At 60.3% G+C, this 17451-nt stretch carries 25 protein-coding genes; 3 read left to right on the top strand and 22 right to left on the bottom strand.

The features are described 5' to 3' along the window. Positions 1-76: 76 nt before the first annotated feature. The 7 genes from bfr to OSJ75_RS15070 form a co-directional block, all read right to left on the bottom strand. Positions 77-562, bottom strand: a complete 486-nt coding sequence (gene bfr, locus OSJ75_RS15040; protein ID WP_250018740.1) for a bacterioferritin — start codon at positions 560-562, stop codon at positions 77-79. Continuing rightward, positions 528-839, bottom strand: a complete 312-nt coding sequence (locus OSJ75_RS15045) for a (2Fe-2S)-binding protein (RefSeq protein ID WP_267228622.1) — start codon at positions 837-839, stop codon at positions 528-530. Before OSJ75_RS15045 ends, bfr begins: the two co-directional genes overlap by 35 nt. Positions 840-1366: 527 nt before the next feature. Then, complete coding sequence (gene rirA / locus OSJ75_RS15050) at positions 1367-1828, bottom strand: iron-responsive transcriptional regulator RirA (RefSeq protein ID WP_250018741.1); 462 nt, start codon at positions 1826-1828, stop codon at positions 1367-1369. A 111-nt stretch (positions 1829-1939) separates the two neighbouring features. Beyond that, complete coding sequence (locus OSJ75_RS15055) at positions 1940-2185, bottom strand: hypothetical protein (RefSeq protein ID WP_250018742.1); 246 nt, start codon at positions 2183-2185, stop codon at positions 1940-1942. Positions 2186-2349: 164 nt separating this feature from the next. Beyond that, positions 2350-2658 carry a hypothetical protein gene (locus tag OSJ75_RS15060; protein WP_250018743.1) on the bottom strand — a complete coding sequence of 103 codons (309 nt, stop codon included), beginning with the start codon at positions 2656-2658 and terminating at the stop codon, positions 2350-2352. Positions 2659-2744: 86 nt separating this feature from the next. Then, positions 2745-2954 (bottom strand): hypothetical protein, encoded by a 210-nt coding sequence (locus tag OSJ75_RS15065; protein WP_267228594.1) that lies wholly within the window; start codon positions 2952-2954, stop codon positions 2745-2747. A gap of 127 nt (positions 2955-3081) precedes the next feature. After that, on the bottom strand, positions 3082-3444 hold the full coding sequence (locus OSJ75_RS15070) for a putative quinol monooxygenase (protein WP_267228595.1): 363 nt from the start codon (positions 3442-3444) through the stop codon (positions 3082-3084). Positions 3445-3677: 233 nt separating this feature from the next. Here OSJ75_RS15070 and OSJ75_RS15075 point away from each other — a divergent pair, with 233 nt between their 5' ends. Further along, on the top strand, positions 3678-4127 hold the full coding sequence (locus OSJ75_RS15075; RefSeq protein ID WP_250018746.1) for a host attachment protein: 450 nt from the start codon (positions 3678-3680) through the stop codon (positions 4125-4127). A gap of 222 nt (positions 4128-4349) precedes the next feature. On the opposite strand, the gene OSJ75_RS15080 is transcribed toward OSJ75_RS15075, so the two are convergent. The 3 genes from OSJ75_RS15080 to OSJ75_RS15090 all read right to left on the bottom strand — a co-directional run bounded on the left by OSJ75_RS15080 (position 4350) and on the right by OSJ75_RS15090 (position 5210). Next, positions 4350-4529 (bottom strand): hypothetical protein, encoded by a 180-nt coding sequence (locus tag OSJ75_RS15080; RefSeq protein WP_250018747.1) that lies wholly within the window; start codon positions 4527-4529, stop codon positions 4350-4352. A gap of 166 nt (positions 4530-4695) precedes the next feature. Next, positions 4696-4839, bottom strand: a complete 144-nt coding sequence (locus tag OSJ75_RS15085) for a hypothetical protein (RefSeq protein ID WP_267228596.1) — start codon at positions 4837-4839, stop codon at positions 4696-4698. Positions 4840-4964: 125 nt separating this feature from the next. Continuing rightward, positions 4965-5210, bottom strand: coding sequence for a hypothetical protein (locus OSJ75_RS15090; RefSeq protein ID WP_250018749.1), 246 nt, complete (start codon positions 5208-5210; stop codon positions 4965-4967). Positions 5211-5437: 227 nt separating this feature from the next. On the opposite strand from OSJ75_RS15090, the gene OSJ75_RS15095 reads away from it, so the two are divergent. Next, positions 5438-5767: a hypothetical protein gene (locus OSJ75_RS15095; RefSeq protein WP_267228597.1), complete on the top strand. Its 330-nt coding sequence runs from the start codon at positions 5438-5440 to the stop codon at positions 5765-5767. Positions 5768-5777: 10 nt separating this feature from the next. On the opposite strand, the gene OSJ75_RS15100 is transcribed toward OSJ75_RS15095, so the two are convergent. Beyond that, the gene (locus tag OSJ75_RS15100) at positions 5778-6485 is read right to left on the bottom strand and encodes a glutathione S-transferase N-terminal domain-containing protein (RefSeq protein WP_267228598.1); all 708 of its coding nucleotides are present in this window, start codon (positions 6483-6485) and stop codon (positions 5778-5780) included. A 104-nt stretch (positions 6486-6589) separates the two neighbouring features. Further along, complete coding sequence (locus OSJ75_RS15105) at positions 6590-7462, bottom strand: lipid kinase (RefSeq protein WP_267228599.1); 873 nt, start codon at positions 7460-7462, stop codon at positions 6590-6592. Between the two features lie 105 nt (positions 7463-7567). Between OSJ75_RS15105 and OSJ75_RS15110 the strand changes: the two genes are divergently transcribed. Then, positions 7568-8068, top strand: a complete 501-nt coding sequence (locus OSJ75_RS15110) for a GNAT family N-acetyltransferase (RefSeq protein ID WP_267228623.1) — start codon at positions 7568-7570, stop codon at positions 8066-8068. Between the two features lie 170 nt (positions 8069-8238). On the opposite strand, the gene OSJ75_RS15115 is transcribed toward OSJ75_RS15110, so the two are convergent. From OSJ75_RS15115 to OSJ75_RS15160, 10 genes are all read right to left on the bottom strand, one after another. Next, a complete protein-coding gene (locus OSJ75_RS15115) occupies positions 8239-8709 on the bottom strand; it encodes a YbaK/EbsC family protein (protein ID WP_250018753.1) in 471 nt (156 codons plus the stop codon). Beyond that, on the bottom strand, positions 8706-9515 hold the full coding sequence (locus tag OSJ75_RS15120) for an MBL fold metallo-hydrolase (RefSeq protein WP_267228600.1): 810 nt from the start codon (positions 9513-9515) through the stop codon (positions 8706-8708). Before OSJ75_RS15120 ends, OSJ75_RS15115 begins: the two co-directional genes overlap by 4 nt. After that, positions 9508-10296 carry a TatD family hydrolase gene (locus tag OSJ75_RS15125; RefSeq protein ID WP_267228601.1) on the bottom strand — a complete coding sequence of 263 codons (789 nt, stop codon included), beginning with the start codon at positions 10294-10296 and terminating at the stop codon, positions 9508-9510. Before OSJ75_RS15125 ends, OSJ75_RS15120 begins: the two co-directional genes overlap by 8 nt. 2 nt (positions 10297-10298) lie before the next feature. Further along, a complete protein-coding gene (gene metG / locus OSJ75_RS15130) occupies positions 10299-11846 on the bottom strand; it encodes a methionine--tRNA ligase (RefSeq protein WP_267228602.1) in 1548 nt (515 codons plus the stop codon). A gap of 99 nt (positions 11847-11945) precedes the next feature. Next, the gene (locus OSJ75_RS15135; protein ID WP_267228603.1) at positions 11946-12995 is read right to left on the bottom strand and encodes a DNA polymerase III subunit delta'; all 1050 of its coding nucleotides are present in this window, start codon (positions 12993-12995) and stop codon (positions 11946-11948) included. Next, positions 12992-13660 carry a dTMP kinase gene (gene tmk, locus OSJ75_RS15140; protein WP_267228624.1) on the bottom strand — a complete coding sequence of 223 codons (669 nt, stop codon included), beginning with the start codon at positions 13658-13660 and terminating at the stop codon, positions 12992-12994. The genes OSJ75_RS15135 and tmk overlap by 4 nt, the downstream gene beginning before the upstream one ends. Positions 13661-13753: 93 nt before the next feature. Further along, positions 13754-14956 (bottom strand): D-alanyl-D-alanine carboxypeptidase family protein, encoded by a 1203-nt coding sequence (locus tag OSJ75_RS15145; RefSeq protein ID WP_267228604.1) that lies wholly within the window; start codon positions 14954-14956, stop codon positions 13754-13756. Further along, positions 14946-16202, bottom strand: a complete 1257-nt coding sequence (locus OSJ75_RS15150; RefSeq protein ID WP_416362571.1) for a septal ring lytic transglycosylase RlpA family protein — start codon at positions 16200-16202, stop codon at positions 14946-14948. The genes OSJ75_RS15145 and OSJ75_RS15150 overlap by 11 nt, the downstream gene beginning before the upstream one ends. Positions 16203-16459: 257 nt before the next feature. Next, positions 16460-16684 (bottom strand): Flp family type IVb pilin, encoded by a 225-nt coding sequence (locus OSJ75_RS15155; RefSeq protein ID WP_267228606.1) that lies wholly within the window; start codon positions 16682-16684, stop codon positions 16460-16462. Between the two features lie 179 nt (positions 16685-16863). Beyond that, entirely contained in the window at positions 16864-17055 is a 192-nt protein-coding gene (locus OSJ75_RS15160) for a DUF3658 domain-containing protein (protein WP_267228607.1), read from the bottom strand. Positions 17056-17451 lie beyond the last annotated feature (396 nt).

A 17451-nucleotide genomic window follows, 5' to 3' on the forward strand; every position in this document is an offset into this window, starting at 1 on the left:
CTTCGGGCGCCCTTTCTCTTTACCGGCTGATCGGAGCGGCGGCCGGCGATACAGGGCCGCCCGTTCCGAAATCAGATCATTCAGCGTCGTTGGCCGGTGCGGCGTTCAGCTGTCCGTAGCGCTCGACGCCAATGCGGTTCAACAGGTCAAGCTGTGTCTCGAGGAAGTCGACATGGCCTTCCTCGTCCTTCAGCAGCTCGTCGAAGAGCTCCTTGGAGACATAGTCGCCAACCTCGGCGCAAATCTCGCGCGACTTCTTGTAGGAAGCGATGGCGTCATACTCGCCGGCCAGATCGGCCTCGAGCACTTCCTTGATGTCCTGGCCGATGCGCAGCGCGCCAATGGACTGGAGGTTGGGGTGGCCTTCAAGGAAAATGATGCGCTCGATGATGCGATCGGCATGATGCATCTCCTCGATCGACTCGGCGCGCTCTTTCTTGGCCAGGAGCTTGTAACCCCAATCATCGAGAAGACGATAATGGAGCCAATACTGGTTGACGGCTCCAAGCTCGAGAAACAATGCCTCGTTAAGCCGCTCGATGACCCGTGTGTCGCCTTTCATGCCTTAAACTCCTGTATTCGTGACGCAATGACCGCACACGGTCAATAAACGAAACCGAATCAGAATCGTTGGAACCGTGGCGAAGATGATAATCCTCGGTCACCTTTATGATGGTTTCAACGACGTTTGGGAAGCAGCCACAGCACCTGCCGCGCTTCTTCAGGGCATGATAGACCTTCGCCGGGACTACGAGTTGCCACGGGTCAGCATCGAGGAGTTCAATGATAGTATCCTCGATCTCTTTCTGGGTGATGATATTGCAGTGACAGACCAGCATCGCGTTATGAAACAGTTGTTCCGCAGTCACGCCCGGAATTGATGGCGCGATAACTGCTGAAATGCGAACACGGTACTATCTTGGTCGTCATCCTGGCCGAACTGCAGGCCGAAAATACACGTCCACCGGAGTGGAATACTTTTGAACCAGTCAAAGGTTCCTCCAATCGCAAGGGTTCAAGGCCCTAACATTAAAGGTCAAGCGCTTGTGCAGCGCGGCTTCCATCAAAAGACTTTCAGAGGATTATGTCAAATCGCCGACAATAATAACGTTGTGAATTCAATAAGTTAGAACAGTTCTAAACTAGGAAATAATATAACCAAATCAATCATGTTTGACCAGGGAAGCACCCGCGCGGCGCCTGATTTCGGCCGCGGATCGCACTGTGTCAAAACGTCTCATCCAGCACGGTCAGGGCGGAATCCGAGGTCAATCCGGCGCATGGGCCACGCCATTGCGGCGCGAGAAGACGCCGAGGCGCTTCCTTGCAGCGTCAATCGCGGGCCGATTCGGGGAAGGCGTGAAACTCAGCTCGCGGTCGCGAGCTGGGGTCCGAGGGAATCGATGCCGAGAAGCGCACGAACGTCTCTCTTGTCGACAATATCGTCGATCGAGTACTGCGCGAGCACTTCGAAGAAGGCATTCAGCGCCTTGCGCAATGCGGCGTTCAGGCCGCAGCTGTCGATGAGGGGACAATCCGCGCCATCCGCCTCGAAGCATTCCGCCATGGCGAAATTCTCTTCGGTGACGCGGACGACATCGAACAGGGTGATGGCATTGGCCGGCTTGCCGAGGCGGACACCGCCATTACGGCCACGAACGGTTTCGATAAAACCATTCTCAACCAATGGCTGGAGAATCTTGAACAGAAACAGTTCGGAAACGGTGTAGGCCTGCGCGATTTCACCGATGCGGCTGAGCCTGCCTTCATTGGCGGCGCAGTACATCAGGATACGGATGGCGTAATTGGTCTGGCGTGTCAGTCGCATGTCAAATGTCTTTCTCAACCTTAAATGGCGAGGCCATTAACTCGGGCCTAGTTTAGAATTATTCTCGACAAAGTAAATGGGAAAAATATGAACGACATTATCATATTTACATCAACGGACGAGCACCGTGATCGAAGCTGCGATGAGAAGGATCGCGCACAGGAGCAGCAGCCCGTACAGGCGCGGCTTGTCGAAGAGGACGGCAAATCCCGCGCCCCAGACGACGACTGCCGATCCGAGGGCGAAGAGGAAGCCGGCCTTGTGCATCCAGGCGATATGAATGGCCATGAGACCGCCGATGACGAGGGCACCGAACACGACCATCAAGGCCAGGGCGTAGTTTTCGAATTTGTCCACCGGTGACTCCATTGAGACTCCACGGCATGCAACCGCGCGCCGCCAGGATGTTCATACCCCGTTCGGCCGCTACAACGCAACAAGGGGGAGGGCGTCCGGCGGGCCCGTCACATGAAAAAGGCCGGGAGGAGAATCCCGGCCTCTTTCTGCAGGACAACGCTGCATCATCGGCGATAAGCACTCAAACCAGCCAATAGCCCGATAGCGGCGACCGCAGATACGATGGCAACGGCAGTCAACGGATTCTCCCGCGCCTTGTCGGCAACGAAATGTGCCTCTTCGCCAACATATTTCACGGCTTTTCGGCCGCTTCGCTTGACGGCGTCATAGGCGGTGGCCGCCTGGTCGCCGATCTCATAGCCCTGTTCGGACAAGGATTGCGTTATTGATGAAAGCTCTTTGCGCAGCGACGCGATCTGGCTCTCCAGATCTTCCTCGGTAGCCGCTCGAACCTTCTCCATATTGGTAGCCATTCCACTTATCCTCTATGTTGCAACACAAAGGAAACGTGGCAATCGCCATCTTTGTTCCGGCCTGCGGGGTTCAGCGCGGAACGGCGTTATTTCCAGCAGCCATTGTTCTGCCCGTTCAGATTATGCGCGTCGATGTCGATGCCGGCGGCAAAGTCGTTCCTGGCAAGATAAAGCGCCGTTTCGGGCTTGATCCTGATCTTGTTCCAGCCGGCGCAGGCCGATGTGACCTGGGGCCGCTCGGTCGCCCAGCGGGTACTGCCGCAGCCGGACATTCCGACCGCGCCCGGAACGAGCATGAATGTCACCACTCTCTTGAAAATGCAGTTCACTTCCGACCTCACCAACCCCGCCAGGGGTTCCGCTGCATGATGCCACAATTCCCGTCGCAAACATATGTCTTTGGGTCAATCATCATTGCTGGCGTCAATCATCATTGCTGGCATTGAGTTCCTGCGGCGGCATGCCTTCGGCGGCGCGCGGGCTGAGCGATTGCGCGAGAATGAGACGGCTGGATTTCAGCAGCGGGGCGTTCGTGGCGCGCAGCTTCGGCATTCGCGGGTTGTTCTCATGCGCGGTGACTGCCGCCTCGTTGGCGTAGAGTTCATTGACCATCACCCTGTTGGGAATGGGAGTGCCGTCGCGATTGATCGGCTTGATCACCTCGAAACGCAGGCAGCCCGGCTCCTCTTCCAGCGTCTTGCGGGCATGTTCCCTGATGCTGGCGATGAATTCCTCCTCGCGGCCCTCATTGGTCTCGAACTCGACGATAATGGTCAAAGCAGTCATTCATGTCTCCCGGTCTGCACGCTGCACGAACCTAGCTCTAACAGCGCGTGGCCGACAAATCCAGCGCGGCGCGGCTGAGTGCCGAACACCGGCCGGAGGGCGGGAACATCTCGATTGGGCAGGCGTTAAATTCGTGAGCGGGAAATGCACGCCCGGCTCGATGACCGCCATTCGGAAGGAGACCCCCATGACATGCAATCATCTCGAAACCCTCGGCACGGGAGCGGAATGATATGGTCGACCTGCCACTCAATCGCAAGACGTGGATCATCGTTGCGGATGGCGAGAAGGCGCTGTTTCTTCGCAACGGCAAGGACGTCAAGAACGTCCATCTCGAAACGATCCATCAGATGACCCAGTCCAACCCGGCAACGCGCGAGCAGGGCACCGACAAGCCCGGGCGCTTTGCCGATGGTCCGAGCGCCCACCGCAGCGCAACGGAAGAAACCGATTGGCACGAGATCTCCAAGCGCCGCTTTGCCAGGGATATTGCCGAGGCGCTCTACGCTTACGCCCACAAGGGAGAATTCGAACGGCTGATCATCGTCGCGCCGCCTCTGGTTCTCGGCGAGATGCGGCAGGAATTCCATAAGGAAGTGACGGACAGGATCGTAAGCGAGATCCCGAAGACGCTCACCAACCATTCCACGGACGATATAAAGGCTATTGTCGAGGCAAGCTGACGCCCCGGGTAATGACAGGTGGCAATATCAGGCGGAAATATCAGGCGGTAGCGTCACAAGCAAAACCCCTGCCGGACGGGTAGGGGCTTTGCGCGTTGAGGCTTGATTTGGCTCTAACAGACTGGACTCTGGATAAATCTATCACGCATCGTTTCAGTGTGGCACAGGCTCAAGATACCGCGACACTCAACTATGGACATAGTACCATGATCGGCGGGATATTCAAGAATCAGCTGGGCCCGAGCCGTTCAACTTTGCTTTCAGCTGCGCCGTTTCCCGCTCGAGTTCCTTGATCCTTTCCTCGAGGGCATTGATCGCCTTGAACACGGCGATACCCATGCTCTTGAAATCGCCGGAATGAATTGCAGCCTCTATTGCCTGTCTGGCATTTTCGAGCGACATCGATCCCTCCATCGCAAAGAATAAAGCCCAATCCTCAGGGGCAAGAGGATTGGGCTGTTTGGCTTGTGGGTTTTAGCCATACTGGTCTGGGGGAACCAGTGCCTCTATAACGACGCGCCTGAAAATAGGTTCCGGCGAGTTGCAGATTTTTTTGCTTTTTTGGAAGTTATTTCGGCAGAAGGTCAAAAAGAATGGCGAGGTGGAATATCACCGCGCTGAGGAAGAGGGCGAAGCCGCCGATCCTGTCGGCGCGCAGCGGATTTGCCCGGCGCGGAATGGCTCTCGAAAGACGGACTTCTTCATTCAGCATCATGTTCTTCCCGTTGCCGGCGAAGAATAGGGGCTTGCTTACCCGATTGGAACGGTCGTGTTTACGCCTTGTGGCGCAATCGGGGAATGATTTTGCGCGTCAGCGGCGATTGTTGGATTTTATGACTAGGTGACGATGGCCGTCACCGATCCGGCGATGAGGACGAACGAGACGAACAGGATAAGGCCGTAGAGCCGCGGCTGGTCGAATATGACGGCGAAGCCGAGAAAGAATGCGCTGCAGGCGGCGGCGAAGGCAAAGAGGAACACGGGTTTGTCGTCGGCGGCGATGCCGAACGCCATCAAACCGGCGATGATCAATGCACCGAAGACAATGAATATCCAGGTGGCAAACGTTTCAAAGCGGTCCATTCAATGCTCCTGCAACTCGGTACGGCGCGGCAAATAAAACGGATTAATCGCCCACAGTCAAATCGCATTGCGCCGCGGCCGCATGGCAAATCAATTCCATAATATGGTTCCAAACGGGCAAAGCCTGCTCACAAGCACCGGGTTTTTGATCGGATTTGCGTTATGGAGCGAGGGCCTGTCCGCTAAAATCGCCGCAAACGAAGCAATTTCAGGACAGATGACCGCCAATGAATGCCAGAACCACCATCGCCAGCAACGGAAGCGGCCGCGCCCAGGCCGCTCGTTCGCCGTTGCCCGTGCCGGCGATCTACGGTGAGGATCAGGCGCAATCGGCGCTCGCCGTGCTCGAAGCGGCCAAGCAACGCGTCGCCAAGGCGCGTGCCGCCGCGGATTCCAGCCTGTTGAAAGCCAAGTCCGCGCCGCCGCCGCATGAAATCGGCAACCCGCTATTTGTGACGCTGTTCGAAAAGCACCAGAACGATCGCGAGGTCCTCTTCGCCGCCATGCGCGCCCTGGAAAGGGCGCGTGCCGAGGCAGGGCGCGGCGGCGAGGAATGAACTCGGCCTTCTAGGCCGAGCGGGCCGGAATTTCGAGCCCGCGTTGCACGGCGGGGCGCGCCAGCCCACGCTCCAGCCACGCCGGAACATGCGTCAGGCCGGCATAGTCGACAAGTTCGCCCGCGCCATAGAAGCCGACAAGATTGCGCACCCAGCCGAGCATCGAGATATCGGCGATGGTATATTCGTCGTCCATGATCCACTGCCTGCCGGCGAGGCGGCTTTCCAGCACGCCGAGCAGGCGCTTCGATTCCTTGCTGTAGCGTTCCAGCGGCCGCTTGTCCTCGATCTCCCGGCCGGCGAATTTATGGAAGAAGCCGACCTGGCCGAAGATCGGACCTATGCCGGCCATCTGGAAGAACACCCATTGGATGGTCTCGTAGCGCCGCGATGCGCTGGCGGGCAGCAGCTTGCCCGTCTTCTCGGCGAGATACAGCAGGATCGCGCCGGATTCGAACAGGGCGAGGGGCTTTCCATCCGGCCCGTCCGGATCGATGATAGCCGGGATCTTGCCGTTCGGATTGAGCGACAGGAATGGCGGCGTCCAGGTCTCGTCCTTGCCGATATTGATCGCATGCGCCTCATAGGGCAGCCCGATTTCCTCGAGCGCGATCGAGACCTTCACGCCGTTCGGCGTCGGAAAGGAATAGAGCTGCAGGCGGTCGGGATGCTGTGCCGGCCAGCGCTTGGCAATGGGAAAGGACGAAAGATCGGTCATCGAATTCTCCAGATGGATTCGGGGAGGCTCATACGGTTTTAGCCGGGACGAGCCGCGACCGGAAGCGGCATGAAGGGAGAAATCGTGTTCCCGGGAGCCCCGGTTCATGGCACGAATACGTCGATCGCCTTTTCGCGGATGGTGAAGTGAACGGGCGTATGCGTCTTCAGTTCGCCGTCAAGATTGACCGCCCGCGGGCGCCGGGTCCGGATGACGAGTTCCTTGGTCGAAAAGGCGCGCACATCGTCCCATTGCCCATGCGTGCCCTTGCGCAGGCTCGGCAGCAGGCCCAGCAGGCGCCACCAGTGATCGACTTCGAGACTGTAGAAATCCAGCAGCCCGTCCGTGGCGGTCGCATCCTCATGCACGGTCATGCCGCCGCCATAATGGCGGCCATTGCCGACGGAAACCTGCAATGTCCTCAATTCCTCGCTGGTGCCGTCATGCTCCAGCGTGGCCGTGAACAGCCGCGAGGCTGCCAGAAGCCGGGCGGCAACAATGGCGTAGCCGAGCTTGCCCCAGTATTTCTTGGCTTTCTCGGTCAGCGCCATGGCGAGATCGGCGCTGAAGCCAATGCTGGCGACGTTGAAGAACGGGAAGTCATTGGCCATGCCGAGATCGACCGGCGTGGTCTTGCCGGCGGCGATTGTCTTGACGGCGGAGGGCAGGTCGAGCGGTATGCCGATCGTGCGGGCGAAATCATTTGCCGTGCCGAGCGGCAGCACGCCGAGCGGAAGTCCTGTCTCCAGCAGGCCCTGCGCGGCGTCGTTGAGGCTGCCGTCGCCGCCGCCGACGATCACGAGATCGATCTTCCCGGCATTGGCCCGGATCGTGTCCGACAGCGTTTTGCCGCGCTCGGGAAAATCCTCCACCGCGTCGATGTCGATCTGCTCCAGCAGGATACGGGCCTGTTGCAGCCCGTTCTTGCCCCGTCTGGCATAGGGATTGATGAGAACCAGGGCAGTTTTTCTCGGCACGCTTTACTCCGTACAAGGCAACGATCTATGAAGAAGTGTCAGCCGCATATGTGCCGCTGGTGCGATATATTCAAGCACCATATATTGAAGCATTGGGACGTTATGATGATCATTCGCAGCGAGACCGCCACGGATGCCGGAGCGATCGGCAAGCTCATCGACGATGCCTTTCGGGACGTCGCCTATGCCAGCGGCACCGAGGCGGCAATCGTCCGGGCTCTGCGCGCTGCCGGAGCATTGAGCCTGTCGCGCGTCGCCGTCGAAGACGACCGGATCATCGGCCAGATCGCATTTTCGCCGGTCACGATCAATGGTGCCGACCTTGGCTGGTACGGGCTCGGTCCCGTCGCCGTCCGGCCGGATTGTCAGGGACGTGCCGTCGGGGCCGAATTGATCCGGGATGGCCTGGATCATATGCGCGGGCGCGGCGCCGAGGGCATCGTGCTGCTGGGCAATCCGGCATATTACGGCCGTTTCGGCTTTGAGGCAGTGCCGGAGCTTCGACTTCCGGACGTTCCGCCCGAATATTTTCTGACGCTTGCGTTCAAAGACAAGATACCCAGCGGCATCGTTGCATTTCATCCTGCGTTCGACGTGTCGGCTTGATACGTCAGTCTGACCAGGCAAAAGGCGAGTGCACCGCATCAGTTGCAGATTGAGCTTCGGGCACCACGGAGGAGACGCATGTCGCATTTCATCCTTGAACCCACCCGGGTCGGCATAAAAGTCGCATAAGACAGATTATGGAACCAACGGACATGGCGCGAATGCCGTACTCAGCCGGTTATATCGGCAATACGCGCCTTTGCCGCCTTCGCCAAAGCCCGAGGCTCGCACGGAAAAACGAAGTTCACGCCACCTGCCGCCGCCCAGACGACATCATACTGCATCAATGTCTCATCCGCATAAGCGTCGATCTCGATCTGATGGCCCAGCGGTGAAACGCCGCCGATGGCGAAGCCGGTCTGCTTGCGCACGAACTTCGGATCGGCCCTGTGCAATTCCTCGCCGATCAGCGCCGCAGCTTTCGCCGGATCGAGCCTGCGTGGACCGGATATCAGGAACAGGTAGAGTTTGCCGCTCGTGCTGCCCTGGAACACAAGCGACTTGACGATCTGGCCGACCGTCACGCCGCACTGGATGGCGGCGTCCTCGGCCGTATGGGTCGAATCCGGCATCTGGCGGATCTCTATGTCGAGGCCTGCCGACCGGGCGGCCTGCCGTACGCGCTCGACGCTCTTGCTCACAGTTCGACCTCGAATGTCAGCCCGTCAAAGGCCGGCTCCACATGCTCCGGCGTGCCGCGCATGACAGTTCCATAATCCAGGGGAATGTGCATATGGGTCAGGATGGCTCGACGCGGCTTGAGCTTCTCGATCCATGTCATTGTTTCGTCGATGGAAAAATGGCTTGGGTGCGTACGATATTGAAGCGCGTCGATGATCAGGACATCGAGATCGCCAAGCTGGTTGACCGTCGTATCGGGAAACTCGCTGACGTCGGAACAATAAGCCACATCGCCGATCCTGAACCCCAGCGACAGGATATCGCCATGCACCTGCGGCAAAGGCAGGAAGCGGATCGGCCCGCCGGGTCCGGTAATTTCGAAGGCCTCGTGGTGGACGATCTCGTGCGGGCGAAGGATCGGCGGATAGCTGGAACCGGCCGGCGTCCTGAAACAATAGGCAAAGCCCTCGACCAGCCGCCGCTGGGTCGTTGCGTCCGCATAGATGTCCATCAGGTCGCGGCGATCGATGACGAAGGTGCGCAGGTCGTCCAGCCCGTGTATATGGTCGGCATGGGCGTGCGTATAGACCACCGCATCCAGCCGTCCATGGCCGAAATTGATCATCTGCGTGCGAAAATCCGGGCCGGTATCGATGATGACGGTTGTGGTCGCGCCGCCGGCCGCGATCCTTTCGACAAGCATGGAAGCCCGCATGCGCCGGTTCTTCGGCTCCGCCGGATCGCAATTGCCCCAATCGCCATTCAGGCGTGGAACGCCGGGCGACGATCCACAGCCGAGAATGGTGAAGCGCATGCGATCAGGCATCGGCAGGCCTTGGCATCTTGGTGAACAGGCGGAAGAAATTGTCGGTGGTTATCCACGCGATCTCTTCGTCGCTGACGCCGATCGTCTCGGCCAGGACGGCTGCCGTATGGCGGACGAAACTCGGCTCGTTGCGTTTGCCCCGATGCGGCGCGGGCGCCAGATAAGGCGCGTCCGTCTCTACCAGCAGCCGCTCGCGCGGCACCGTGCGGGCAATGTCGCGGATCTCGGCCGAATTCTTGAACGTCAATATTCCCGAGAAGGAGATATATCCGCCCAGCTCCACGCCGACACGCGCCAGTTCGGGACCGGACGAGAAGCAATGGAGGATGAAAGGGAAGGCCCCCTTCCCCATCTCTTCGCGCAGGATGGAAATCATGTCCTCATCGGCGCTGCGGGCATGGACGACGAGCGGAAGCTGCGTCAGCCGCGCGGCGGCGATATGGTTTCGCAGCCCCTCGGCCTGCGCCGCGGGCGGCGCATAGTCGTAATGATAGTCGAGACCCGCCTCGCCTATGGCTACGACTTTCGGATGTTCGGCCAGCCGGACGAGTTCGTCCGCCGTGACGTCCAGCTCTTCATGCGCATTGTTCGGATGCGTTCCGACCGATGCGTAGACGCTGTCATAGGCTTCGGCGATCTCGAGGATCGATGCAAACCGCCGGACCCGCGTCGAAATCGTGACGAGGCGCTTGATGCCCTGATCCAGGGCGCGCTGCACGATCGCATCGCGTTCCTCGGCGAAGTCGGCGAAATCCAGATGGCAGTGACTGTCGACTAGCATGGTCAATTCGACTTATCGGCCTCTACATAGCGCGGGAAAACCGGCTGGGGCGGCGGCAGGTCCGTCCCCACGACGAGCGCACCCGCGTCTCCAATATCCGAGAAATTGCGCTTGTCCGGCGCAACGGCGAGGATGTCCAGCAGCTTGGCCGCGGAACCCGGGATGAAGGGCTGGCTCATGATCGCGACGCGGCGGATGACCTCGGCCGTCACATAAAGCACGGTCTCCATGCGCGCCGGATCGGTCTTCTTGAGCGCCCAGGGTTCCTGCGCGGCGAAATAGCGATTGGCTTCCGCCACCACCGCGAAGATCGCCGCCAGCGCCTGGTGCAATGCCTGCGTCGCCACCGCCTTGCGCGCCGTATCGAGCGCCGCCACCGCCTGTCCGAGGATGGCCTGGTCGGCCGCCGTCAGCTCGCCGCGCTGCGGCACCTTCGCCTCGCAGTTCTTGGCGATCATCGACAGCGACCGCTGCGCCAGATTGCCGAGATCATTGGCAAGATCGGCATTGGTGCGATTGACGATAGCCTCATGGCTGTAATTGCCGTCCTGGCCGAACGGAATTTCGCGCAGCAGGAAATAGCGCAGCTGGTCGAGGCCGTAATGTTCCACCAAGGCCGCCGGATCGATGACATTGCCGACCGATTTCGACATTTTCTCGCCGCGGTTGAACACGAAGCCATGGCCGAAAATGCGCTTCGGCAGCTCGATCCTGGCCGAAAGCAGGAAAGCCGGCCAGTACACCGCATGGAAACGGATGATGTCCTTGCCGATGACGTGAACGTCGCACGGCCAGAAGCGCCTGCGTTCCGCGCTTTCGTCCGGATAGCCGATGCCAGTCAGATAATTGGTCAGCGCATCGACCCACACATACATGACGTGCTTTTCGTCGCCCGGCACCGGCACGCCCCAGTCGAAGGTCGTGCGCGATATCGAAAGATCCTTCAGGCCGGATTTGACGAAGGAAACGATTTCATTGCGCCGCTCGTCAGGGCCGATGAACTCCGGATTGCCTTCATAGAGCGCAAGCAGGCGGTCCTGATAGGCAGAAAGCCGGAAGAAATAGCTCTCTTCCTCGAGCCATTCCACCGGAGCACCGGTCGGGGCATAGCGAACGCCGTCGCGCAGCTCCGTCTCATCCTCCTGGAAATAGGCTTCGTCGCGGACGGAGTACCATCCGGCATAGGAATCCTTGTAGATGTCGCCGGCGGCTTCCATCCGCTTCCAGATCGCCTGGCACGCCTTGTAGTGGCGCTCTTCGGTGGTGCGGATGTAATCGTCGAAGGACGCATTCAGAAGCGTGCCCATCTCACGGAAAAGCTTGGCGTTTCGATCTGCAAGCTCGCGAACCGGAATACCCTCCTTGCGCGCCGTCTGCAGCATCTTGATGCCGTGTTCGTCGGTGCCGCTGAGAAACATCACATCCTTGCCATCGTGCCGGTTGAAGCGGGCAATGGCGTCCGTCGCTATGACCTCATAGGCATGGCCGATATGGGGGCTGCCATTGGGATAGGCGATCGCAGTCGAGGTGTAGAATGTTTCGCGGCTCATCGTATGTGATTTCGTCTTTGTTGGACAATCGGGGAAATGGTCAGGCTGACATAACCCAACTTGGGTGGGAATGCCATAGCGGCGCAGTCCATGGAAGGGCTATGACTGCGCGCCGTGCATTCGCTCCAGAAATATGAGCACTGTCTGCTTGCGGTCAAGGTTGAAGGCCGCGGCCTCGTCGGCCTCTGCCTGCATGTCCTGCCACAGCTGCGACCAGCGATTGGCCTGCGCCAGGTCGCCCTGCTCCGCCGCAAGGCGCGCCCTGTTGCTCAGGCGGGCGAAAATGTCTTCGAGGAAGAGTTCGTACTGGATCTCCGAATCGCGGCCGGACAGGACACCGGCCAGCGCCTGCGCCTTCGGCACGTCGAACCGGCCCGTACCGATGATCTCCTCGGTTGCCCGCGCGATTTCCAGCCCGCCGAATGCCAGCAGCAATGCGGCTTTCCTGACGCTGCCATTGGCCTGCGCCACAAGCCCATCCATCTGCGCGGCGTCGACGTCGAGGCTGATGGCCGCAAGCGCTGCCGGAAGCTCCTGCTGCGACAATGGATCGAGGCGCACCGACTGGCAGCGCGAGCGGATCGTCGGCAATAGCCGGCCGGAGGAATGCGACACCAGAATGAACAGGGTTTTCTTCGGTGGTTCTTCGAGAGTCTTCAACAAGGCATTGGCAGCATTACGATTCATGTCGTCGGCCGGATCGACGATGACGATCCGCCACGCGCCGTCATGCGCCGTGCGGTTGAGGAAATGCGTGACGCGGCGAACCTCGTCTATGGTAATGGCGGTCTTGAACTTGCCGGTCTTCGCATCGACCGGCCGCGTGATGTGCAGCACCGAGGGATGCGTGCCGGTGGCGATCTGCCGATAGGGCGCAACGCTGAAATCCGGCTGCGCCAGCACCAGCGGCGCCTCGCCGGCGCGCGCATGTTTCAACATATGGCCGGCAAGGTGGAAGGCGAGCGTCGCCTTGCCGATGCCCTGGGGCCCTTCGAGCAGCAGCGCGTGATGCAATTGGCCGCTCTGGTACGATCTTGCCAGGAAGGATGCCGCGCCCGCATGGCCGACAAGCGCCGGATTGGCGGAGGGCGCAACGATGCCGTCAATGGAATCATGGTTCAGCGGAACGTCGAGCTCGACTTCGCTCATAGCGCCACCTCCTTGTTGACCGCCGGGCCGCCGGCCACCTGCTCCAGCCCGTCCACCAGCGCGGCTATCTCGCCCGCGATCTCATCCACGGGGCGGTCGGCCGGCACCACCTTGCAGCGCCCGGGCTCCATCCTGGCGATATCGAGATAGGCCTCCCTGCGCCTGACATGCAGGTCCAGCGTTTCCTTCTCGAATCGATCGGCGGCGCCCTCCCCGCGTCTTTTGTTGGCGCGTTGCAATCCGGCTTCGGCGGGAAGGTCCAGTATGACCGTGAGGTCCGGCATAAGCCCGTTGATCGCGGCGTTTTCCACCGCGCGCATCAGCCTCGGATCGAGGTTGCCGGTGACGCCCTGGTAGACCCGGCTGGAATCGATGTAGCGATCGCAGAGGACGACCTTGCCGGCTGCCAGCGCCGGACGAATGACCTGTTCGACATGATCGTTGCGGGCGGCGGCGAACAGCAACGCCTCCATCGCCGGCCCGAACGATTCGACCGCGCCGCTCAGAATGACATGGCGCGCCGCCTCCGCCCCGGGCGTGCCGCCGGGTTCGCGGGTGACCACGACTGTCCGCCCCCGCTCGCGCAGATGCGTGGCAAGCAGGCCGATCTGGGTGGATTTACCCGCGCCCTCGCCGCCCTCGAAGGTTATGAACAAACCGCGCACGCCTGCCTTCTTCCGCTGATCGTCTATCGTCATTGAGTGGCATGTTTAGCCTCAGCGCGGGCAAAGGTCGAGGCAAATGCACATCGGCACGGATCAGAATCGCAGCCGGCGCATCCAGCCGGTCGTCAGCTCGACGACAGCATCGAGCGCCTTCTTTTTCAGCCCCGCCGATTCCACCGGCTGCGCGGTATAGACCGGCGTTTCCTGCACAAGGGCCTCGCCCATCCAGATTTTCAGCGTACCGACCGGCTGGTCTGCGGCGAGCGGCGCGATCAAGGGCCCGTTATAGACGATATGGGCCTTGAGGCGGTCGCGCCTGGCCACCGGTACGAGCAGGCTCACCTTGTCATGCGCCTTCAGCGGCACGCTCGAGACCACGCCGCCATAGACGCTGGCTTCGCCGACGGTTTCCTCCTTGGCGAAAATATCGAGTTCGTCGAAGGCGCCATAGGCCCACTCGAAGATGCGCCGCGCCTCGTCCGCCCGCTCTTTGTCGCTCGCCAGTCCGCTGAGGGCCGCGACATAGCGCCGACCTTCATGTTCGGTCATGCCGACGATCCCGTAGCCGGACTGTTCCGTATAGCCGGTGCCCATGCCGTCCGCGCCGATGCTCAGCCTGAGCAGCGGATTGCGGTTGCGCTGGAAAATATTGTTCCAGGTGAAGCTTTCCTGCGCATAAAGGCGGTATTGATCGGGATATTCCCGCCTTATATGCCGCGCCAGCGTCACGAGATCGGTAAGCGAAACCCGCTGCGCAGGATCGGGCAGGCCCGTGGAATTGACGAAATTCGAGTGCTGGAGGCCGATCTCCTTCGCCCTTGCATTCATCAATTCGGCGAACTTGGCCTCCGAGCCGGCGATTCCCTCGGCAAGGACGATGCAGCCATCATTGGCCGATTGCACGATGACGCCCTGAATGAGGTCGCCAACGGCGACCGAGGATTTCAGCTTGGCGAACATGGTGGAGCCGCCCGACGGGGCGCCGCCGGTCCGCCAGGCATTCTCGGAAACCGGATATTGCGTCGATGGCTGGATCCGGCCCTGCTTCAATTCATGGAACACGACTTCCATGGTCATGAGCTTGGCGAGCGCGGCCGGCTCGATGAGCGCATCGGGTGTCTTGGAGTAGAGAACCGTCCCCGTCCGGTCCTCGATCATCAAGGCGTGCTTGGCCTTGCTCTCGAACAGAGTATCCTGCGTTTGCGCATAGGCTTGCGAAACCAGAGAGAGCCCGACGAACAGCAGCGGCAGCAGGCGATGCGCGAACGGACGGGTCCTGTCCTCTTCACCTGTCATCGCGCACGACAAAGGCATCTTCCGCACCGGCGTTCCAGGCAGCACGGAGCAAGGCATCATTGCCGGCCGCATCCCTGGCCTTGGCCACGAGCGCGGTCCGCATGCCTTGCGGGCTTGCCACCTCCGACAGGCTGACACTGCCAAGACCCTGCAACAGTTTCGACAATCGCAGCGCCTCGGCCCGATCCTCGAACAGGCCGAGATCCACATATTCGCCTTCCGGCGCCGGCAGGTTCGACAGGCGCGCAAGGCGCTTCCAGGTTGCGGATTCGACAGCGGGGTCGACGGTGGGGTCGATGGCAGCTTCGAGCGCGGCGCTGGCCGAATTGGCGGCGGCAATCCGCTCGTCCGCATAGGAACTGACCAGAGCCGAAGCGCGGCGCTGCTCCTTGTAGGTACCGATCATGATCGCCGGCTTGTCGGCGACAAAGGGGCCGATCAGCGGCAGGACCGGATCGGCGTCGCTGAAATTGAGACCGCTGCTGTCGACCGCCGGCTGCGACTGCGCCGTGCCTGCGAGACTGCTTGCCTGGTAGTCCAGCGAAGGCGCCGCCGCGTCGAGGCTGGCGACCTGCACGCCCGTTGCGGGCTGCGGCGCCATTCCGGGAATGGCAGCCGCCGCCTTGCTCGTCGGCGTAGCGCCGTTCATGGCGATCATGACACCCGATGCCGGCTGGCCATAGGGATCGCCGGCGCCGGGGCCGCGATAGGAAGCCATGAGGAAGCTTTCATCCGCACCGTCCAGCGGCGCACGCCCCACATATTCGACTTTCACATCGGCGGTGCCCGTATGCTGGTAGTCCAGCATCGACGCCGCCCGCTGCGACAGATCGATCACCCGATTGCCATGATAGGGCCCGCGATCATTGACCCGCACGACGACCGAACTGCCATTCGCCATGTTGGTGACGCGCGCATAGCTCGGCAGCGGCATGGTCGGATGCGCCGCTGTCAGATGATTGGTGTCGTAGACCTCGCCATTGGCCGTCAGCCGGCCGTGGAAGGCCGCGCCATACCAGGACGCCTTGCCCTTGCGCACATAGCCCGGCTCTTCCTTTGGATAATACCACCTGCCCGCCACCTGATAGGGCTTGCCGACCTGATAGCGGCCGCCGCCACGCGGGATTTTCCGCCCCTCGCCCACGATTCTGGGACTGGCCTTCACGCCATATTTCGATTCGGCGAAATATTCCTTGCCGTGGGATTTCCTGGCGGATTTCGGCTTCGGCGAAGCGCAGGCAGCCATAAGGGCGCCCATTGCCACCACCCCTGCTATTCGAAAAGCTTTGGCTTTCAGCAAACTCAACACGGCGGATGCCGTCCCCACACAAGTCAGACTCGGATACGATAACAGATGGAAACATCTGCGCAAACCCGTGACCGCGGGTTATCAAGCCTATAGATGGCATCGATTGGTTGATGCCGCGTTAACCCCCGAGATGGCCGCCGCGACCCGGAGCCGGCGTCCCGCGCGGCCATGCCAATCGGCCCTGGAGCCGATATTTACTTGTTCACGCCATTACCGGTTGCGGGGCCGGTTTCGGGGCCGGTTGCGGGCCCGGTTTCAGCACCGGTCGTTCCGGATGTTCCAAACGTGCTCGATATATTGTCGCCGAGCGACGAGATGGCGGTGATGATGCCGACGGAGATGAGGGCTGCGATCAGGCCATATTCGATAGCCGTTGCGCCCGATTCGTCCTTCAGAAAACGCCAGAAGAGATTTTTCATCTGATTGCCTGCCTGTCAGTTGTTTTGGGTCTTGTTGAATTGCCCCGAACATAAGGCGACGCGAATTGCGGGCTTCTTAATTGTAATGGTTAGCAAAAACTCTCTGAAATAACTGGATAATTTTCGCTTGCGAACTTGTTTAAAATGCGGATCAAACTGGAACGAAAGCCGGCTGCACTCTAATCCTCGGCCTTGCGTATATTGAAGCTTCGAATGGAGCGGTCGACCTGGTCCGCCTCGATCCGTCCGGCAGCGATCAGATGGCGCAGCCGCGATATGACCAGGATATCGCCGAGGCCATTGCGCGGATCGCATCGCGACATGACGTCTCCGACGACGCGCGCGGCGCGTGTCCATTCGGGATCATTCATGGCGATCCCCTCCGTCGAAGATTGCGCAAGCAACCGACGCTTCTAAAATGACAATTGCCAATGTTCCTGTCTCTCATGCCCACCTCCTTCATACCGAGCCTGTCCCGGTTGATTGCAGTGATGTACCGCGTGCTTCGACAGGCTCAGCATGAGGGAGGTGGGGGCTCAGCATGAGGGGGTTGGGTGTTTGGCAGGGTGGTAGTTCTGCGAGGTTTCAAATTTCAGCGCCCTCCCTTTTGCAATCAATCCAATTTCCCTCATCCTGAGCCTGTCGAATGGCGCAGCAACGTTTGTGCAATCCCTTTTCCAGATGCTGGATAAGCAAAATCCGCACCACGCCCGCGAAAATCGCGTCTGGTCATTGAAATGGGGGGAGACGGGCGGTCTTCAGCGCGT

The organism is Phyllobacterium sp. 0TCS1.6A (assembly GCF_026420825.1).
In the GTDB taxonomy this organism is placed as follows: domain Bacteria; phylum Pseudomonadota; class Alphaproteobacteria; order Rhizobiales; family Rhizobiaceae; genus Phyllobacterium.

What these genes read in the sequence shown, in the direction of transcription:
- bfr (WP_250018740.1), bottom strand. Translation starts at nt 562, where the DNA reads ATGAAAGGCGACACACGGGTCATCGAGCGGCTTAACGAGGCATTGTTT.
- OSJ75_RS15045 (WP_267228622.1), bottom strand. Translation starts at nt 839, where the DNA reads ATGCTGGTCTGTCACTGCAATATCATCACCCAGAAAGAGATCGAGGAT.
- rirA (WP_250018741.1), bottom strand. Translation starts at nt 1,828, where the DNA reads ATGCGACTGACACGCCAGACCAATTACGCCATCCGTATCCTGATGTAC.
- OSJ75_RS15060 (WP_250018743.1), bottom strand. Translation starts at nt 2,658, where the DNA reads ATGGCTACCAATATGGAGAAGGTTCGAGCGGCTACCGAGGAAGATCTG.
- OSJ75_RS15065 (WP_267228594.1), bottom strand. Translation starts at nt 2,954, where the DNA reads ATGCTCGTTCCGGGCGCGGTCGGAATGTCCGGCTGCGGCAGTACCCGC.
- OSJ75_RS15070 (WP_267228595.1), bottom strand. Translation starts at nt 3,444, where the DNA reads ATGACTGCTTTGACCATTATCGTCGAGTTCGAGACCAATGAGGGCCGC.
- OSJ75_RS15075 (WP_250018746.1), top strand. Translation starts at nt 3,678, where the DNA reads ATGGTCGACCTGCCACTCAATCGCAAGACGTGGATCATCGTTGCGGAT.
- OSJ75_RS15080 (WP_250018747.1), bottom strand. Translation starts at nt 4,529, where the DNA reads ATGTCGCTCGAAAATGCCAGACAGGCAATAGAGGCTGCAATTCATTCC.
- OSJ75_RS15085 (WP_267228596.1), bottom strand. Translation starts at nt 4,839, where the DNA reads ATGCTGAATGAAGAAGTCCGTCTTTCGAGAGCCATTCCGCGCCGGGCA.
- OSJ75_RS15090 (WP_250018749.1), bottom strand. Translation starts at nt 5,210, where the DNA reads ATGGACCGCTTTGAAACGTTTGCCACCTGGATATTCATTGTCTTCGGT.
- OSJ75_RS15095 (WP_267228597.1), top strand. Translation starts at nt 5,438, where the DNA reads ATGAATGCCAGAACCACCATCGCCAGCAACGGAAGCGGCCGCGCCCAG.
- OSJ75_RS15100 (WP_267228598.1), bottom strand. Translation starts at nt 6,485, where the DNA reads ATGACCGATCTTTCGTCCTTTCCCATTGCCAAGCGCTGGCCGGCACAG.
- OSJ75_RS15110 (WP_267228623.1), top strand. Translation starts at nt 7,568, where the DNA reads ATGATCATTCGCAGCGAGACCGCCACGGATGCCGGAGCGATCGGCAAG.
- OSJ75_RS15120 (WP_267228600.1), bottom strand. Translation starts at nt 9,515, where the DNA reads ATGCCTGATCGCATGCGCTTCACCATTCTCGGCTGTGGATCGTCGCCC.
- OSJ75_RS15125 (WP_267228601.1), bottom strand. Translation starts at nt 10,296, where the DNA reads ATGCTAGTCGACAGTCACTGCCATCTGGATTTCGCCGACTTCGCCGAG.
- metG (WP_267228602.1), bottom strand. Translation starts at nt 11,846, where the DNA reads ATGAGCCGCGAAACATTCTACACCTCGACTGCGATCGCCTATCCCAAT.
- OSJ75_RS15135 (WP_267228603.1), bottom strand. Translation starts at nt 12,995, where the DNA reads ATGAGCGAAGTCGAGCTCGACGTTCCGCTGAACCATGATTCCATTGAC.
- OSJ75_RS15145 (WP_267228604.1), bottom strand. Translation starts at nt 14,956, where the DNA reads ATGACAGGTGAAGAGGACAGGACCCGTCCGTTCGCGCATCGCCTGCTG.
- OSJ75_RS15150 (WP_416362571.1), bottom strand. Translation starts at nt 16,202, where the DNA reads ATGGCTGCCTGCGCTTCGCCGAAGCCGAAATCCGCCAGGAAATCCCAC.
- OSJ75_RS15155 (WP_267228606.1), bottom strand. Translation starts at nt 16,684, where the DNA reads ATGAAAAATCTCTTCTGGCGTTTTCTGAAGGACGAATCGGGCGCAACG.
- OSJ75_RS15160 (WP_267228607.1), bottom strand. Translation starts at nt 17,055, where the DNA reads ATGAATGATCCCGAATGGACACGCGCCGCGCGCGTCGTCGGAGACGTC.